16 protein-coding genes and 1 pseudogene are annotated in these 16,027 nt (G+C 42.0%); 5 read left to right on the top strand and 12 right to left on the bottom strand.

Going from position 1 to position 16,027, the window contains the following annotated elements; all coding sequences use genetic code 11:
• Window positions 1-32 precede the first annotated feature (32 nt).
• Both QUB77_RS27445 and QUB77_RS27440 read left to right on the top strand, forming a co-directional pair.
• Window positions 33-1,106 (top strand): hypothetical protein, encoded by a 1,074-nt coding sequence (locus QUB77_RS27445; protein ID WP_333179663.1) that lies wholly within the window; start codon window positions 33-35, stop codon window positions 1,104-1,106.
• 328 nt (window positions 1,107-1,434) lie between these two features.
• Window positions 1,435-1,899 carry a hypothetical protein gene (locus tag QUB77_RS27440; RefSeq protein ID WP_333179660.1) on the top strand — a complete coding sequence of 155 codons (465 nt, stop codon included), beginning with the start codon at window positions 1,435-1,437 and terminating at the stop codon, window positions 1,897-1,899.
• A gap of 150 nt (window positions 1,900-2,049) precedes the next feature.
• On the opposite strand, the gene QUB77_RS27435 is transcribed toward QUB77_RS27440, so the two are convergent.
• The 6 genes from QUB77_RS27435 to QUB77_RS27410 all read right to left on the bottom strand — a co-directional run bounded on the left by QUB77_RS27435 (window position 2,050) and on the right by QUB77_RS27410 (window position 7,433).
• Window positions 2,050-2,382, bottom strand: coding sequence for a XisI protein (locus QUB77_RS27435; RefSeq protein WP_333179657.1), 333 nt, complete (start codon window positions 2,380-2,382; stop codon window positions 2,050-2,052).
• The gene (locus QUB77_RS27430; protein WP_333179652.1) at window positions 2,370-2,786 is read right to left on the bottom strand and encodes an element excision factor XisH family protein; all 417 of its coding nucleotides are present in this window, start codon (window positions 2,784-2,786) and stop codon (window positions 2,370-2,372) included. The genes QUB77_RS27435 and QUB77_RS27430 overlap by 13 nt, the downstream gene beginning before the upstream one ends.
• 419 nt (window positions 2,787-3,205) lie before the next feature.
• Window positions 3,206-3,448: a hypothetical protein gene (locus tag QUB77_RS27425; RefSeq protein ID WP_333179647.1), complete on the bottom strand. Its 243-nt coding sequence runs from the start codon at window positions 3,446-3,448 to the stop codon at window positions 3,206-3,208.
• Window positions 3,449-3,738: 290 nt separating this feature from the next.
• Window positions 3,739-5,517: a relaxase/mobilization nuclease domain-containing protein gene (locus QUB77_RS27420; RefSeq protein WP_333179645.1), complete on the bottom strand. Its 1,779-nt coding sequence runs from the start codon at window positions 5,515-5,517 to the stop codon at window positions 3,739-3,741.
• Between the two features lie 65 nt (window positions 5,518-5,582).
• Window positions 5,583-6,023, bottom strand: coding sequence for a plasmid mobilization protein (locus QUB77_RS27415; protein WP_333179642.1), 441 nt, complete (start codon window positions 6,021-6,023; stop codon window positions 5,583-5,585).
• A gap of 1,026 nt (window positions 6,024-7,049) precedes the next feature.
• Window positions 7,050-7,433: a hypothetical protein gene (locus QUB77_RS27410; protein WP_333179640.1), complete on the bottom strand. Its 384-nt coding sequence runs from the start codon at window positions 7,431-7,433 to the stop codon at window positions 7,050-7,052.
• Window positions 7,434-7,574: 141 nt separating this feature from the next.
• Here QUB77_RS27410 and QUB77_RS27405 point away from each other — a divergent pair, with 141 nt between their 5' ends.
• Entirely contained in the window at window positions 7,575-7,724 is a 150-nt protein-coding gene (locus tag QUB77_RS27405) for a hypothetical protein (RefSeq protein WP_333179638.1), read from the top strand.
• An 81-nt stretch (window positions 7,725-7,805) separates the two neighbouring features.
• Here QUB77_RS27405 and QUB77_RS27400 read toward each other — a convergent pair whose 3' ends face one another.
• Complete coding sequence (locus QUB77_RS27400; protein WP_333179636.1) at window positions 7,806-8,117, bottom strand: hypothetical protein; 312 nt, start codon at window positions 8,115-8,117, stop codon at window positions 7,806-7,808.
• 20 nt (window positions 8,118-8,137) lie between these two features.
• On the bottom strand, window positions 8,138-8,305 hold the full coding sequence (locus tag QUB77_RS27395; protein WP_333179633.1) for a hypothetical protein: 168 nt from the start codon (window positions 8,303-8,305) through the stop codon (window positions 8,138-8,140).
• Window positions 8,306-8,514: 209 nt separating this feature from the next.
• Between QUB77_RS27395 and QUB77_RS27390 the strand changes: the two genes are divergently transcribed.
• Both QUB77_RS27390 and QUB77_RS27385 read left to right on the top strand, forming a co-directional pair.
• A complete protein-coding gene (locus QUB77_RS27390) occupies window positions 8,515-13,779 on the top strand; it encodes a hypothetical protein (RefSeq protein ID WP_333179630.1) in 5,265 nt (1,754 codons plus the stop codon).
• A 96-nt stretch (window positions 13,780-13,875) separates the two neighbouring features.
• Window positions 13,876-14,594: pseudogene (locus QUB77_RS27385) on the top strand (IS1 family transposase).
• Window positions 14,595-14,613: 19 nt separating this feature from the next.
• On the opposite strand, the gene QUB77_RS27380 reads toward QUB77_RS27385, so the two are convergent.
• The 4 genes from QUB77_RS27380 to QUB77_RS27365 form a co-directional block, all read right to left on the bottom strand.
• A complete protein-coding gene (locus QUB77_RS27380) occupies window positions 14,614-14,802 on the bottom strand; it encodes a hypothetical protein (RefSeq protein WP_333179627.1) in 189 nt (62 codons plus the stop codon).
• Window positions 14,799-15,110 (bottom strand): hypothetical protein, encoded by a 312-nt coding sequence (locus QUB77_RS27375; protein ID WP_333179625.1) that lies wholly within the window; start codon window positions 15,108-15,110, stop codon window positions 14,799-14,801. The genes QUB77_RS27380 and QUB77_RS27375 overlap by 4 nt, the downstream gene beginning before the upstream one ends.
• 9 nt (window positions 15,111-15,119) lie before the next feature.
• Window positions 15,120-15,512 (bottom strand): AAA family ATPase, encoded by a 393-nt coding sequence (locus tag QUB77_RS27370; RefSeq protein WP_333179623.1) that lies wholly within the window; start codon window positions 15,510-15,512, stop codon window positions 15,120-15,122.
• Window positions 15,513-15,657: 145 nt separating this feature from the next.
• Window positions 15,658-15,960 carry a M48 family metallopeptidase gene (locus QUB77_RS27365; RefSeq protein ID WP_333179620.1) on the bottom strand — a complete coding sequence of 101 codons (303 nt, stop codon included), beginning with the start codon at window positions 15,958-15,960 and terminating at the stop codon, window positions 15,658-15,660.
• Window positions 15,961-16,027 lie beyond the last annotated feature (67 nt).

The raw sequence follows: 16,027 nt of genomic DNA, 5'->3' as shown, positions 1-16,027 counted from the left end.
CCGCGCTCTTAAAAAAAGGAGTATTTAAAGTTATGAATTATCCTATAGTTTTTTCCCCAAAAGTGGTAATGCAATTCTGCCATCAATATCCTTTGCCAGAGGCAAGTTCTAGTTGTGCCACCTCATCCCAACTTCAAGAAACTCAACAATTCGAGCAACCTGTTGTTTTGCTGACTCCGCCTCAACCACCTGTGGTGTTACCTGTCAAGTTGCTGTGGTTAATTTGGGTGTTTTGGCTCTATGGTGCGATCGCACTTCCGCTATTAGCTATTTCTTGGGGTTGGCTGTGGTGGGAAATGCTGTTGGTAGTAGCTGCTTATTCATGTTTAATTGCGGCTGCTTATAGTTATGTGTTTGGTTGTCGCCAAAAGCTGGTATCCAGGTATAAGCAGCAAGTTCTTGATTACCATCAACAAAATATATTATCCCATCAATATTTATCCTCGAATAAACAGCAAGAATTTTCTAGTTTTAAGGTGGAAAAAGAAGGGTTGCAGACAGGTTTAAAAAGCGCAAAATTTGAGTTAGATTCCAGAAATCGATTGCTCAAGGATTTGATGTCACTTCGGGTTAGTCCTAATGGCATATCTCAAGCTCAGCAAGGAGTGAGTGAACAACGCTTTTTGCAATACTTACAGCAATATTTCGAGGAAGTTGTCCAAGCAGCAGAGTTTAAAATTCCGTCATCTCAGAGAAGCTATTCAGCAGATTTTACTGTAATTCACACTCCATCTGGGATAGGAATTGATGTCGAGATTGATGAACCTTATGCTGGCAAATCTAAGAAGCCCACTCACTGCTGCGATGCTGACAGCGATATGCGCCGCAATCAATTATTCTTAGAGTGGAATTGGATTGTGGTTAGGTTTACTGAAAAGCAGGTGGTTCAGGCTCCTTTGAGCTGTTGCAAATTCCTGGCTCAGGCGATTGCGGAAGTAACGGGCGATCGCTCTTATTTAAGGCAACTGGAAACTGAACCCGATTTGCTGAGCGTCAAACCTTGGACAACTAGAGAGGCAAGGGCTATGGCTAAAAGCAACTATCGCCTTACTTATTTATCTGGATTTGGCGTCGGTTCTGCTTGCAATCGGGTTTCAAAGTTTTGATGCGAGCGCACGCAATATCCGAGTTATTGACGGCGATAAATGTTTATAATTAATACAAAGGAGATAAAATAGATATGCTATCATTTGAAGAGGGGTTAATTGAAAGTCAACAGCTCAACCAAAGACTTATGCAAACAATTCATTTGCTTGTAAAATAAAAGGGAACGCAGGAGTTATTCAAACAACAAGCCCCACAAGTTTTAGGCACTTTGCGCCAAGCTGCGATTATTCAGAGTACCGAATATTCTCACCGCATTGAACGCATTATTGTGTCCCTAGAGCGGTTATTCAGAGTACCGAATATTCTAACCGCATTGAACGCATTATTGTGCCACTAGAACTGATTAAGAAATTAGTAACAGAAAAAACAACGCCCCGCGATCGTTCAGAACAAGAAATTGCGGGTTATCGGGACGTGCTAACTACAATTCACACCAATTATACCCACATTCCTTTTAGTACAGGGGTTATTTTACCTCTTCCCAAGGATGGCATGAAGGGCAGCATAACTTATTACCAGGCGTGGGAGTATTTCTTGGGAGTCATGCTGCTATCAGCTTATCGGGAGTTTGAGCAGTGGGTAGGATATGTTACATCCGCAAAAGGAACTAAAACGGCGATCGTATTGGATGCAATTAACAATTTGCCTCAAGAATTCTCGATTAGGGAATTGCAGGAACGGTGTCCAACAGTGGGAATTGATTTGATTTGCCGTCTATGGCGCCGGGAAAGGGATACTGGGCGTTTGGAATGTTGGGGACGAGGGGTTGAGGCACATTGGCGAAAGCAATAGATACAGGAATTACACACAAGCAACTGGGTGTTAAGTTCAAGTACGAAATCTAACACCCAGTTGCCAAAATTATGCAAGCTGACGAAAGTGGTTAAGTATTAAAAAAAGTAGCCTTCAAAAAAGCTAAACTTTTTAACACTTAAGGGTAATCTATCCGATCGCAAATTCACTTAATTGTCGCATATTAGGGGGGTCAAAACCAAGTATGATGTCTTGTTTGGGAACTCCTAATTCTACAAGTTCGTTGGCAATACCCACCTCGGTTCCATCCTGCTGAATCCAAATTTTATTGTCGATAATATCCACGTGCAAAACCGGGCCATAAATTCGCCGCTGATTACGCCAGCCCACATATACTAATTGATAATGATCGCGCTCGGTATCAAAGATAGTTTGAGCCTGAATGCGCTCATCCCAAACCAGGCTAGCGTGTTGGGAGAGCAGATTTTGGATGTGCTGCCTATAAAGGTCTACATTTGCCATTGTGCGATCGCCTCCTGCTCTATATCGTAAACAATTAAATGAATTTGGTTTTGTTGAATTAAAGACTGAATAAACCCCATTGTAAAAAAACTATCGTAGACATTGCTGGGTACTGCTAGGTATAAAAGGCGGTCAGTTTCTTGTTGTTGCAAAGCTGCTCGATAACTAATGAATTGTCCTAATGCTGTGTAAAACTGGAAAATTTTGGAGGGGCCAATAAAGCTTTTGATTTCAACGGCAATTTTTTGTCCGTCTTTTTCGGCCGCAACCACCCTTTCGGCACCCAAGTCGATGTAAAGTTCTAGAGTTCCTGCTTGTAAAGTGTATGGATCGTGAGTAATCTGCCATCCATCTTTCTGGAGAGCGATTTTAACGACTTCGTGAAAGACATCTTTAGCAGACATAGCTGTACTGACTCGTTGTGTTTAATATCTTCGATAGTTTTATTTCAAGTATATACGCTATTCATCTGAAAGCGATGTTCTCGGGCAGCGCCACAAAACTTTGCCCCTCGGCTCGGCCTTTTTATATCAGAAGAAGCTTTTCGTCCAAATATGATTGTGCAGCCGACGTAGTGTTCGCTGGACGCCTCGAACATATCGGCTTGCTCTTAGTGCAGGAGATACACGTATCCTGCCATGAGAGTTTGCCATTTTTGAATGTGGTTTTAATGTTTGTTATTGGCTGCCGGAGAAACAAACTTGTCTCTCCGGCATCATTTAATTACCAGTCGATTTTTAGCTCGTAGTTTTTGTTGCTGCCGTTGCTGCTACCAGTGCTGCTGTCTTTGTTGCTGGCGTTGTTGCTATGGTTGCTGCTTTCTTCAGTCAGTGAATGGGAAGTTTAAGACCAGCATTTCTTGCTCAATAATTGCCTTTCTGTGTTGGACTTTTTTGTCTCTCACAAGTCGCAGAGCGTAGATTATTTGGTCGAGCGTTTGATAGTTTGTTTGTTGAAAATTTAGTACAAGTGTTGTTTCCCTGCCCATGATGTACAGTTCGTTTTCTGTTGGGTGGACACAGGTTAAATTATTGAAGTAATAGGTGTAGGTTTGCGATAGTTCCATTTTTTTGTCCGATGCTTTATTTTTGGGCGCGATAGCGCTTATAAATTTGTTTTTTTCGTAAAATTTAGTACGAACAAACGTATAAATAATTTATTTTTACCAAAGTAGGCTCACCAAAAATTTTGGCAAGCCAGTCTCAATATATTTAGCAAATCCCGCCAAAATAGTCGCTCAATATATTGAAAAATTTGTAATAATTAATTACAGACTATCAGTAATTAATCTCGCTATTAGGAAAAGTTTGAGATAATGCTTTTATTAAATAAGAGTTATTTTTTTAGAGGCAATAACTAATCCAGCTCAATGTCTTGAATGTGCTGTTTATGCTGTTGGTTATTTTGTTTATGAGCTTGCTGTTCTTGCTCAATTAATTGTATCCAGATATCATTCCAACTTGACTGTGGATTAGCAAATTCTGCATTCGGTAGCAACGAGAGCGCATTTCGAGCGAGGTGAGAATCTTCTGCTATCGCTATAATAACGCTATCGAGTTCGTGTAAGAATTGTAGAGGCAGTTGTGAAGCTCGTTCAATTCCTAGGTAAAGTGTCGCTGGTGCTGTTGTAGAGTTATCCTGTTCAATAAGCAAAATTGAAAGGGCTTCTATTGGGTTACAAGCAATCACAGCTCGCTCAATTTCTCCAGTAGTGGCTACCCAGAAAGCAGCTTCAGATGACAGGGGATGGGTTGTAGTAAAGTTGCCTCTTTCATCGAGAACAAAAGCGAACCGGGCTTCCCCCTCAAGCGTCCGTCCTGTAAAAACAGCCTTTTCTGAGCCGGCATACAGCCAAGAATGAGAGTACAATAAATCGAGTAACTCTAAAGGTAAACTGTACTCGACTGCGAGATGCGAACGCACTTTTTGCCACTGAGTTTCATTCCTTTCTGGCAGGATTGACAGTTGTAACTCTAACTCATTTGCTGTTGCAGGAATTGCAGGCGCGGTTGCTGGTAGCTCAAATTGTGACAACTCTAACTCATTTACTGTTGCAGGTGGGCTTGCTACTAACTCAGATTGTGACAACTCTAATTTATTTGGTGTTGCTGTTGCACTCGTTGCAGGTGCGGTTGTTTCTAGCTCAGATTGTGACAACTCTAACTCATTTGCTGTTGCACTCGTTGCAGGTGCGGTTGCTGCGAGCTCAGATTGTGACGACTCTAACTCATTTGCTGTTGCACTCGTTGCAGGTGCGGTTGCTGCGAGCTCAGATTGTGACAACTCTAACTCATTTTCCTCTGCCTCGCTGGGGGCGATAGCTAAGTGTTGTGGCTGCATTAAAGCCTCAATTAGGGCGTTATCTCGCCCTTGGTCATAGCTAACGCCTCGATGCTTCTGCAATCCTGAAAAAGTGTAGGCTTTACCCAACTGAGTGCCACTTAAAGCGACTCCATCTAAATTGTAAGAAATGCCTTTACTGAAGCCAGTTCGAGTCAATCCGACTTGCACCTCTACGCCTTGTTGCTGCAACCGCTCAACGAATTCTGGCATACTTGGGTTGTCTTGGGTGACTTCATCAATTAGGTCTTGCAATTGCACCCTGACGCTCTTGTTTCCCTTGCTTTTTAATTGCCTGTGTTCTCCTGTAGTCTGAGCTCGCTTGTCTGTTTCCCAACTGGGTGTAACAGTTTCCAGGCTGTAGTTCCGTTCGAGTTGGCGAATAGTTTGTTGGCTTTTGTAATAGTCCCAGCTATCGTCAACAACACCTCCATCTAGGCAAATGCGACTGGCGACGATGTGGATGTGGTCGTGTTCTGTATCGCTGTGCTTGACAACGGCGTACTGGTTGTTGTCAAATTCCATCGCTTTCATGTAGTTGGCTGCGAGCGCCAGCCAGCGCTGGTCATTTTCTTCAGAATCTTCTAGTTTTTCGGTGCTATCGACAGATAAAGTGGCGTGAAAAACTGCTACTTTCAGGTTAGGTCTTAGTTGTCGGGCGATGGCAAATTCAGCAGCGAGTTCTTCAGGAGTTTGTCCGCACATAGTACCGCCAATTAGAGCGGCGTCTTTTTTGCCCAGCACGTAGTTCAGGCAGCCCCGAAAGCCTGTACCTTTGATTTGTTTGCCAATCATAACCGAAAAGCCGTCAGTTGCACAGAATCGATTGCTCAGGCGGTAAAGCCCAGGCTTGTTAATAATTAGCGTACTGTAGATTTGGCGAGGTTTGCAACTATTGTTTTAATTGCACCCCCGTTTTCTCGAATGAGTTGCTGTACGCTTTCTAAGAGTCCTGTATTGACAACAACTGGTTCTCCCAATGCCACAGCACTATTGCAAGCTTTAGCAATCTGATTGAGGTTGTTTCCTGCAATTCTCAATTGGGCATCAATCTTGCATAACACTTGATAGGCTTTTAAGTCAAATGCAGCTAGAGGGCGTGGCATGGTTCTCCTCAAAGCTGCACGGCGCATGAAGTCGCTCATGCTCAAATTGACTTGCTCTGCTTTTGCTTTAATTTGATTGTAGTCAGAGTCAGACAATCTTATTTCCAGCCGACTGGAAAGTCTCTGATTTGGCTGGTTTGACTGATTTGACTGATTTGGCTGACTTTGAGGCAAATTTTTGAGCTTCATAGCCATGATAATAGTTGAGTTTATCTCATTTTATAAATATATAACTACTTTCAAATTCACCCCAAAAGAGCAAAATAGGGGCGTAAAGTGACCCCCGCCATTTGAGGATAACTGGTTGCGATCGCGAATCAATAACTGACAATCTATCCATTTGCTTAAAGTGTTTGCTCGACAGGCGAGGGCGTTGTCAGCTCTTTTATTCCTTTCATTTCTTATAGCTGTATAATATTCAGCTTAATTTGTATTACAGTTAGCTACATTTGTCATTAAAGCTTAAGAAAGTCTTAAACCTGACCTGGCGGCTAGAAGTCCGCATTCATGAGGTGCATTGTTTTTATTTAAAAGTAATAAATAAAGCTTTGTACGGACAAAACCATTGCTTGCTACCGATTGAGAATCGCCAAAACCAACCTCAACAAGCAAAGACACGAACAGCACAAAAAGGCAGCAATTTGACCGAAAAATTCAGGCATTTGCAGGATATTTTCGGGTAAATACAGGTAAAGTGCACCCCCTGCAAATGCCTGTAATCTCACTGATTTTATACTGCAAACGCCTGACTTTATACTGCAAATGCCTGACTTTAGCTGACGCAAAAATTAGCTAATTTTTTAGCGTTTTTAACAAAGACTGGATTGATTTAATAATCAAGTTACAGTATCTAAGTTGAATTAAGAATCAAGTTAAGCAAGTGCGAGAAAATTGGCAGGTAGCTAAAATTTATGAAGCGATTTTGTAGCATAGCAGCCGTTATGCCAGCAATCAACTTGAGGCTGGGCTGTCTGGTTTTTGCACTCCGTTGAGGCTGAAAACGAGTGTAAGGCTGACCTTGATAATAAGGCAAAATGTTGTTGTCAGACAAAGCTTGACAGTCGGGTTCAATTTTGTTGTCTGGCTAACTCTGACAATCTATCGGGTAAAATGTTAGAGTCTGGCAGAGATTGACAGTCGGGTAAAAATTTACCCCCTGACCACGAGAGCCCTTGGTTTTTTAGGGAGTAACGGCGATAGCCGGATGCACTGCAAGGTTTGCTAGATTGAGAATCCACAATTCTTGTGCGGGAAAGCCAAATTTAGCTGCATCAAGATTGGGAATGCTGCCTGACGAACTCTACTGATAAACCCAGGGCTTATCCCACTTGCTCTGCATTCAATCCCATTCCTAACACCCCAAGAATTATCAAAAAGTGCTTGTTGGGTTCTAGAGGCTCGTTCTGCACCTGTCAGCAGCAAATTGTCCTCGGTGTCCCACCACCGCAGCCATAGCATTGTCTGGTTTTGAGAGCTGCCCTGCCACAGTCCTAACTCTACGCCGATTGGCGCGATCGCATGCAGGGCCGCGCGAGTTCGGAACCCACGGCTGCTAAAATCTATTGTTCCGGTTGTAAACCTCCAGCCTGCCGCTGCCGAGCTCATAGATGCGACCATACCATCTAATGCTACTTTTGACTTAGGCTTCAACCAAGATATCAAGGCGCTAGATGAATGCGCGATCGCACGAGTACCAATACCTGGTTAGTTTATGAGAAGGACTTAAAATAATTCTTTGTAGTGGTAATGGGACAGCCACCCACACCAACTTTAGTTTCTCAGTTTCTTCAGTTGGACAGACAAGCGTGCGATCGCTCTCGTCATCCAGTACAAGCAAGCTCTGGTAAAAAAGGAGCTGAAGGAGGCGACGGTCAATCGGAGGCAGGCTGCGATTAAGTCTCAGGCCTCAATATTAATTTATAAGACAGGGGTAAAGACAAGAGCATCGCGTAGGTGTTGTCGACGATCGCTACCCAATCAGAGCGATCGCGATCGCAGAGACTGCATCAGTTTGGAAATCTGCGGATCGAGCGTGGTGGAAATGATGGGATCTTCCCCATAGAGGTGCATGAGAAACTTCAGCAGGCTCGACAGAAGTTCGTCCAGCGGTGGCCCATTAGCAAGCGATCGCCACACGATGATCTCAAATTCTGCTTGCAGGCGATAGGATAACTCCTCGAACTCGCCCAGAAGCGGATCTCCTCCGTTCAGATTTTGATGGGTTGGAATCCATAGATTACGCCAATGGGGTAAAGGACAGAGTAAGTCTTTCCTCGAAATACCAGGCATTTCTTTAATCAAAGCTTAATTTAGCGTTTCGGTCGTGTCGCGAGATTGGCAAATGATGTGATCGTTACCTGAAGCATATCAGGTTTAACTGCTTTTGCTGTAGACCTTCCTTGATTCAGCAAAATACACAGCCGTTTTGCTGTAGATGTATCCCAAATTGGTGGATCTACAGCAAGAGATTCGTTCATTCACCCTAAATGGGAGGATCTACAGTAATACTCTATACAATAAATTGTTATTTGGCTCCATACAGAGATATTCCACTCGTAGTTGAAGGCTGCCTGTTTGCAATTCGTCAGATTAGGCAAGAATCTCTGGAACGTAGTTCTTGAGAGCGATCAATGAGTTAAAAAGCTAATATAAAGAGGTTAATCCAAAGAAGAAGCACTGAAGATAAATGCTAGAGCCAGAAAAACAGCAAAGTAGCCCCTTTTCCACGGGGGGAGGTGGAGGAAATTTTGAAACACGAGTTCAAGCAGCTTTTACTGTTCTTATGCTTTCGGGCAGGCTTGCGCCTTGCATACCACCTTTTCCAATTATAAAAATTAAGCTTCAAGGGCGCTACGCTGGCTTTAATACTGATGATTTCATTGTGTTTTCCAAACAGCCAGAAACAGAGAAAGAAGCAAGGTTGATGGCTCAAATCAAGCATGAAATCACCATCACAGAAAAAGATCAAACTTTCGCTGAAGTCATTAAAAGTACCTGGAAGGATTTCAATGACGAAAGTTTCAATCCTAACACTGATGCTCTCGCTCTTATCACAGGTCCTCTAAGCGCAACTGACACAAACGATGTGCGACCTATTCTGGAGTGGGCAAGGCACGCTGAACATGAAGAAGAATTTTTTATTAAAATTAACACTGCCCACTTTAGTAGTGATGCAAAAAGAAAAAAGTTGGCAGCGTTCCAGACGCAGTTGAAGAGGGCTAATGGTGAAACTGATCTTTCTAATAAGCAGTTATGGGAGTTTTTAAAAGTCTTTTATCTCATTGGCTACGATTTGGATACAGAATCAGGAAGCACCTTATCATTACTTCATTCTCTAATTGCCCAATATACAAATGAATCCGCACCGTCTTTGTGGACAAGAATTGTTGATGCTGTTCAAATTTTTAATCAAAATGCAGGAACAATCACTTTAGAGACTCTGCCAGAAGATATTCGGACTGCATTTAGTACTGTTAGTTCCTCCAGTTGGGAATCAGATATTACCAAGCTCAAGGCACATGGCAATTACATTTTAGGTGGTATAAGGACTACTGTTGGTTGTGTTCATGTTGAACAACCAGATGTATTCTCTGAACTGCTCAGTTTGACAGAGACCTCCAACTTCGTTTTTGTTTGCGGAGAGCGTGGTTCTGGGAAATCTAGCCTGATACGAGGGTTTTCAGACTACATAAGTAAAAGTGCTCCTATATTCTGTCTACGCACCGAGGATTTAGACCAGCCCCATCTCGATAATGTTTTTTCAGCAATGGGCTTAAGAAGTTCACTTCGTGATTTAGAAGCGGGTTTCGCTCTAATGCCTAAAAAGTACTTAATCCTTGAGTCGCTGGAAAAGCTTCTTGAGTTAGAGAAAATGACAGCATTTAAAGACTTGCTTCATTTACTGAGCAAGCATCAAGGTTGGATTGTGATGGCTACTGGTCGTAACTATGCGTATCAACAAATAACATTTAACTATCTTCAACCTTTTGGAGTTAACTTTCAAACACTTACATTAAACGGTTTTAGTAATGATCAAGTTCAGAATCTCTGTGAACGACTTGAACCCTTACAAAAAATTTCTGAAAATCCGAAGTTGAAACCCTTGCTAAAATCGCCGTTTTTTGCAGATTTAGCATACAGGGTTCTTCAAACTGGGACGGAATTTACGTCTCAGGATGGTGAGAAGGAGTTCCGCATTGCAGTCTGGCAAAATGTAATTGCCAAAGAACAAAATCGAGTAAATGGAATGCCGCTTAAGCGAAAGCAAACCTTCATCAATATCGCAGTCAGTCGAGCTAAGCAAATGGTCTCTGGGGTTCCTGAAGCTGATTTCGATAGTGATGCTATATTCAAGCTCGAAGAAGATAACTTAGTTCGTCGCGATTCCACGAATAATCTTGTTAGTCCATCGCATGATGTTCTAGAGGACTGGGCACTTGACCAATATATTGAGGATGCTTATCGAAGGTATTCAGGTAAAATACAAGGCTTCCTTGATGCAATCGGTCATGAACCCGCAATAAACCGTGCATTTCGCTTGTGGCTTCATCAAAAGTTAAGGTACTGTGAGAATGTTAATAATTTTGTGCGCTCTGTTATTACTAGTCAAGATATTCAGAACTATTGGCAGGATGAAACTATTGCTGCGATACTTCAAGGCGATAATCCAGATGAATTCCTCAGTTCTTTAAAAGCTCAGCTTTTTTTAGACGATGGAGAACTTTTGAAACGTTTTTGCTTCATTCTCCGAATAGCTTGCCAAACACCAGATCAAACATTCACTTCCAAACTCAAAGAAAGTGATGATAAAGCTTTAGTTGACGCCTTACTTCTTAAACCCTATGGTCAGGGCTGGAAAGCCATGATTTGTTTTCTATTTGAGAATAAAAATTTTTTATTTGAGAGTTTAATACCGCATGTAACAGCAGTCCTAAATAGTTGGTCTTCTCTATTAAATTTATATGAAGACCTACCATTGCCAGCTCGTGAAGTAGGGTTACTAGCTCTTCACCTCTTAGCTCTTCTTAAGGAATCATACAGAAATGATGGCGACAGGAAAAAACTGCTTAGCATTATCATAAAAACTATTCCGGCGATACAGGAAGAATTTTCAAGTCTTTTAAACACTGATGTTTTTGCAGATCAAGCTAAGGGTTTTGCAGAACAGCAAGAAGTTTTACCTAGTAATGTCGATAAGAACAAAGAGCTCGAAGAACGTTTACAAGCTATGGGAACTAGCCTAGAAGAGCTTTTGCAACCTATTTTTATTGATGATTTTGATGACGGTTTCAGGCGATCGCGCCGACCACATTATGTTGAAGAATTTTGCAAAATGGCGTTTCAGGGAGTTGAAGCCGCTTTCTTTTGTAAGTATGACCCAGATACACTAATCAAGTTGGCACACTTTGAGTGGTTATTTAAGAAATCCAAGAAAGAGCATAGTTACCGTTACAGCAGCGCCGTAGGGGTAAATCATTACTTTCGTCTCCACAAAGATCGATATGAGTTTTCTCCTGCCAGTGGAGCTAAAGGTCCATTCCAACATCTTTTACGTTTCCACCCAAGAAAAGGCTTAGACTTCATTTTGGAACTACTTAACATTGCAGCAGAAGAATATGCTTATTCCGACTTGGATGCACCAGACCGCTACTCATCGACACAACGCGATCCTTCAAAGCCCATATTTGAACCGTTGACTATCCAGTTAAACGATGGGGAAAAAATTCAGCAGCATTACTCTGGACGCCTTTGGGCTGCATATCGTGGATATTCTGTAACTCCTTATTTGTTGCAGTCTGCTCTCATGGCGCTTGAGAACTGGCTAATCGCATACGCAGAGTATTCTGAATCAGATCAACTAGAATGGCTATTTGACTACATTTTACAAAATAGTAATTCCGTCATGCCTACAGCAGTTTTGGCTTCTGTAGCAACAGGTTTTCCTGCAAAAGTTGGGAAATTTGCATTACCACTTCTACGTAATGCTGAGCTTTATCATATGGATCGAAGTCGGATTATTCATGAACGAGGTGGCAATGAAATTGATTGGCATCGTTCTAGTTTTGATGCGCTCTCTCAACTTTATTCAGAAGAGAGACGTACTGCTGCCCTGCGTCCGTGGCGGACGGAACATTTAGAGACGTTGATTGTACGCCTTCAGTTTTCCGAGTGGAGAGATGAAGCACTTACCGCTATTGATTTGATCCGTGCATCTGAGTCTCAGGATGAAACGACACGGTTTCTCTTACATAGGATTGATAGTCGTAGTTGGAAACCTGTAGAGGATAAAGAGAATAACAGAATTATTTTCGAGCCTGAAGATTTAGAACCTGACCTAAAGGATATTCAGCAGCAAGCTCAAGAAAGGTTGCTAATGCAAAACCGCTTCTCTGCACTTTATGTTTGGTCAAGGAAAACCTTTGAACATGAACCGCTAGAGAAGGAATACTATGCAACGTTGCATGAGGCTCTCGCTGAAGCCAAAGAGTTATTTGATGAACTCCAGTCTGGTGCTGTTGATGATCTGGCAGCAATGCATTTTGGTGATGTTGTCACTGCTGCTGTTATTTTTATTCGAGATTATTCAAGTAAACTGACTAAAGAAGATGCTTTGTGGTGTGCTGAATTAATAATTCAAGCAGTTAGAGCGAATGCAGATTCAGATAATGCATCTGCAATTGCAGATGCGACAGATCATGACGGTGCATTTGCTGCGGCATCTGTTCTTCCAATCTTGTTGGATTTTTTTTCTAATGAGCAGGAGAAGCTTCTCGTTAAAAAGTTAATTGCTATTGCACTAACACACGTTAATGAAAATGTTAGACACAAAGCAGCGGAGGGTATCAGAAATTATCTTTGGCAAAGAGATCCTGAGTTTGCCCAGAAATGCTTTATTGGGGCACTTGAGTATGCCCGTTTTGAGCAAGACCAAGATAACCGATTCGCGAAGAGACGAATATATAGCCTAGAAGGTGCTGATAAAGAAGCTGAAATTACTAAATTGCAAGAAAGGAAAGATGGATTCCGCGAACGATTTGCACGCGGTGAAATTCCTAGCGAGTTTGAAGAAATAACCCTTCAAACCTATAGCCATTGGTATCTTTTAAGCCCATGTTTGATAATACCAGATAGCTCAACAGAACTTAGCCACATTAAATTGCTATCGAATATGCTGGCTCTCTTTTTTGAATCTGAGCAGCAAGAATACACTCACAATTCTAGAAGAGAGAAGGAAATCGAAATCGACTATAAAATTCGGCTTAGCTTTTTGAAAAGGTTTGCCAGACATATATTTCATTTACATGATTCCAGCTTCCCACCCTATATTGAACATTTGAGGGAGGCTTGTAACATAGCACCCAATTTCATAGATTATTTGATTTTAGAAGTCGCTTTAATTGCTGAAAGAGCAAATAAGAAAGAAGTTTATTGGCAATTATGGAAAGAATTATCGCAGAAAGTGCAAGAGTTAGCTATTGAGCTTGCTGTCAGTGAATCTATATCTACGCATCAGGATAGAAGACAAAAGTTAATTCGTAATATGTTACACGCTGATACGCCCTGGCAAAAAGTTGATTATGAAAATCAAGATATTGTACTTGGCAAAGACTTGCTACTTGAATTCGTTATGAATGCTGGAAGTAATCCAGATGTGTTTGAAGGATTAGCGTCACTTATCTATCACTTTCGCTCAATTTTCTTTGAACCGGGGATACACATTTTATCAAAGCATCAAAGAGAACAAGGGGGAACTCGTTTATTTTCAGGAGTGAATACTGCGTTCTACTTGGAAAGAGCTATTCAGTATTTTCTACAGATTGATCAAACGGGACCTTTGTCAAGAAATTTGCATGAGTCATGTTTGCTGCTGCTCAATGCAATTGTCGAAACTGCTTCCTCAAGAGCGTATTACCTTCGAGAGCATCTTATTCGCTCTTGTAAAATATTGTGAGTCTAATTTGAGTTTTACAAGGGAAACGTTTGATGTAGAAATTAGCAATGATAATGGTTATAATCTTATTATCCAACTTTTCTTAATTTTTAGCTTATGCAATGTCCCAAGTGCGACTCTCAATACGTTGTAAAAAATGGTCATACTCACACTGGCAAACAAAATTTTCAATGTCGAGATTGTGGCAGACAATTTGTCATGAATCCCAGGCATCAACCTATTTCTAAATCAACCAGAGAATTGAGAGATAGGCTATTACTAGAGAAAATATCTTTGGCAGGAAGCGTACGAGCTACAGGAGTTTCTGAACGGTGGCTACAGTCCTATGTCAATCAGAAATTAGGAGCCGTCAAAAGAGAAGTGCAAGTAACCTAAAAAAAAAAGTAAGCTAATAATTCAATGGGATGAAATGTCGTCATTTGTTGGTTTCAAGGGTAACAAGCAGTGGATTTGGTTCGCCATTGATGTATTGACTAAAGAAATTGTAGGAGTATATATTGGTAAAAGAGATGAAACTGGTGCCAGGGGATTGTGGGATTCTTTACCAAAAATCTATCGTCAATGTGCTGTCAGCTATACAGACTTTTGGAGTGCTTACGGAATAGTTTTTCCTAAAAAAAAGACACAAAGCGGTATCCAAGAATAGTGGCAAAACGAACTATATAGAAATATTTAATAATACGATGAGACAAAGAATATCGCGGTTGGTAAGGAAAACTCTTTCGTTTTCTAAAAAACTCTCCAATCATCTGGGATCTATTTGGTATTTTATTCATGAGTATAACCCCAGTTTATCTATAGAGCAAAAAGTTTGATTATCATTACTATGCATGACTAACCGACTTTTAACTCCTCTAAGGTTGAACTGGAATTAGTAATTTCGGTTGAAGCTTCGTTCTCCGTATGTTCCGGTTGGGCAATGTGTTCGCTCCCCTGTTTTGGGTAGATTAAAGTATCTTCTCGGCTTGGAACAACTGTTCGCTTGCGGTTGGAGCAAATTTTGTCGAGGATGCTGTCACTCATTGTACTTTTTGTTGTAAAAGAGACTCGATTTTAGCGAACAGAATTTCAAAGGGATATTCTAAGTCTGGATGTCCTAATCTGCTAAGAGTTTGGCGTTTGTTAATGGCTTTTTTGTACTGTTCGGACTCTCGGATTGAAGGGAGAATTAATTCGTTTTCAACTTCGTCTTTCATTCCTTCTATGGCGAGGCGGCTCTCTAGAGTTTGAGTGTTGCCAATCCAACGGTCGCGGAAGGGCAGCACTCCAAGTACGGTAGCGTTAGTTGCTCGGACATCTCTCATGGAGTTGAGCAAGTCGAGTGTCCGCACTAGGGAACCCTAGCCTTTGACGGAAGCTTCGGCCGGTACGATTACGGTGTCGGCGACGCCGATTGCGGTTAGGCAAATCTGCGAGCGCTGCGGGGGTGCGTCAATGATACAAAATTTAAAGGCTTTGGCAACTGGTTCGAGGCGGCGCAGCAACAGGGTAGCGCCGACGCCGCTGCTGGATAGGTAGTCGGCGGCGGCGTCTAGACCGTCGTCGGAGGGAATTAGAAACAAGTTGTCGCTACCTTCGACGGGATAGAGGCCGTCTTCGATGGGTACAGATTTTTTGAGAACTTCCAGCAATGTGGGCTGGTTGGGTTGCAGTTCTAGCCCCAGGTAAGTCGTCAGAGAGAATGGGAAATATTGCGCCAGATGGCTTTTCCGTTGTAAGTGCCTCGGCCCCATCACACAAAAAGCTCACCAAAAGGTGGAAGAGCTAAGGGTGGAAGCGAAACTTTGTCGAATGCAGTGTGAACTCATTGGCTTCTCAATGCTAGTTTTCTGACTTCGCTGCACTAATTTATAGATAGATGCCGTCGCCTGTGATTCGCTAAAGGTCATAATTCACCCCATTCTCAGCTAACCAACGCTTACGTTCCTCGAAATCTGGCAAAATCTGCTCGACTCTATTCCAAAACGCATGATTATGGTGCGGTTCAATCACATGCACCATTTCGTGAATCGCCAGATACTCAATCATCACTCGCGGTAGCATCGCCACTCGCCAATGAAAATATAAATCTCCCTTGTGCCCGCAGGAACCCCAGCGATAGCCTAAATCTCGCACTTGCACGGAACGGGGAGAAGCTCCGAGGCGATCGCCCAAAGCAGCAATTTGTGTATCTATAGTCATTTCAAATAAATGTGAGACAAATGCAAGATGATGTAAAATGAAGAAAAATGGTTAACTCGGAGCTGAA

This window comes from Microcoleus sp. AT9b-C3 (genome assembly GCF_036705485.1).
Taxonomy (GTDB): Bacteria; Cyanobacteriota; Cyanobacteriia; order Cyanobacteriales; family Microcoleaceae; genus Microcoleus.
The sequence above is the reverse complement of the archived record's forward strand: the minus strand, read 5'-3'. Positions and strand labels throughout refer to the sequence as shown.

Coding starts and splice junctions, on each gene's coding strand:
- QUB77_RS27430 (WP_333179652.1), bottom strand. CDS start 2,786: ATGTCTGCTAAAGATGTCTTTCACGAAGTCGTTAAAATCGCTCTCCAG.
- QUB77_RS27405 (WP_333179638.1), top strand. CDS start 7,575: ATGGGACAGCCACCCACACCAACTTTAGTTTCTCAGTTTCTTCAGTTG.
- QUB77_RS27395 (WP_333179633.1), bottom strand. CDS start 8,305: ATGAACGAATCTCTTGCTGTAGATCCACCAATTTGGGATACATCTACA.
- QUB77_RS27380 (WP_333179627.1), bottom strand. CDS start 14,802: ATGAGTGACAGCATCCTCGACAAAATTTGCTCCAACCGCAAGCGAACA.
- QUB77_RS27415 (WP_333179642.1), bottom strand. CDS start 6,023: ATGGCTATGAAGCTCAAAAATTTGCCTCAAAGTCAGCCAAATCAGTCA.
- QUB77_RS27410 (WP_333179640.1), bottom strand. CDS start 7,433: ATGAGCTCGGCAGCGGCAGGCTGGAGGTTTACAACCGGAACAATAGAT.
- QUB77_RS27365 (WP_333179620.1), bottom strand. CDS start 15,960: ATGACTATAGATACACAAATTGCTGCTTTGGGCGATCGCCTCGGAGCT.
- QUB77_RS27390 (WP_333179630.1), top strand. CDS start 8,515: ATGCTAGAGCCAGAAAAACAGCAAAGTAGCCCCTTTTCCACGGGGGGA.
- QUB77_RS27370 (WP_333179623.1), bottom strand. CDS start 15,512: ATGGGGCCGAGGCACTTACAACGGAAAAGCCATCTGGCGCAATATTTC.
- QUB77_RS27425 (WP_333179647.1), bottom strand. CDS start 3,448: ATGGAACTATCGCAAACCTACACCTATTACTTCAATAATTTAACCTGT.
- QUB77_RS27445 (WP_333179663.1), top strand. CDS start 33: ATGAATTATCCTATAGTTTTTTCCCCAAAAGTGGTAATGCAATTCTGC.
- QUB77_RS27400 (WP_333179636.1), bottom strand. CDS start 8,117: ATGCCTGGTATTTCGAGGAAAGACTTACTCTGTCCTTTACCCCATTGG.
- QUB77_RS27420 (WP_333179645.1), bottom strand. CDS start 5,517: ATGATTGGCAAACAAATCAAAGGTACAGGCTTTCGGGGCTGCCTGAAC.
- QUB77_RS27435 (WP_333179657.1), bottom strand. CDS start 2,382: ATGGCAAATGTAGACCTTTATAGGCAGCACATCCAAAATCTGCTCTCC.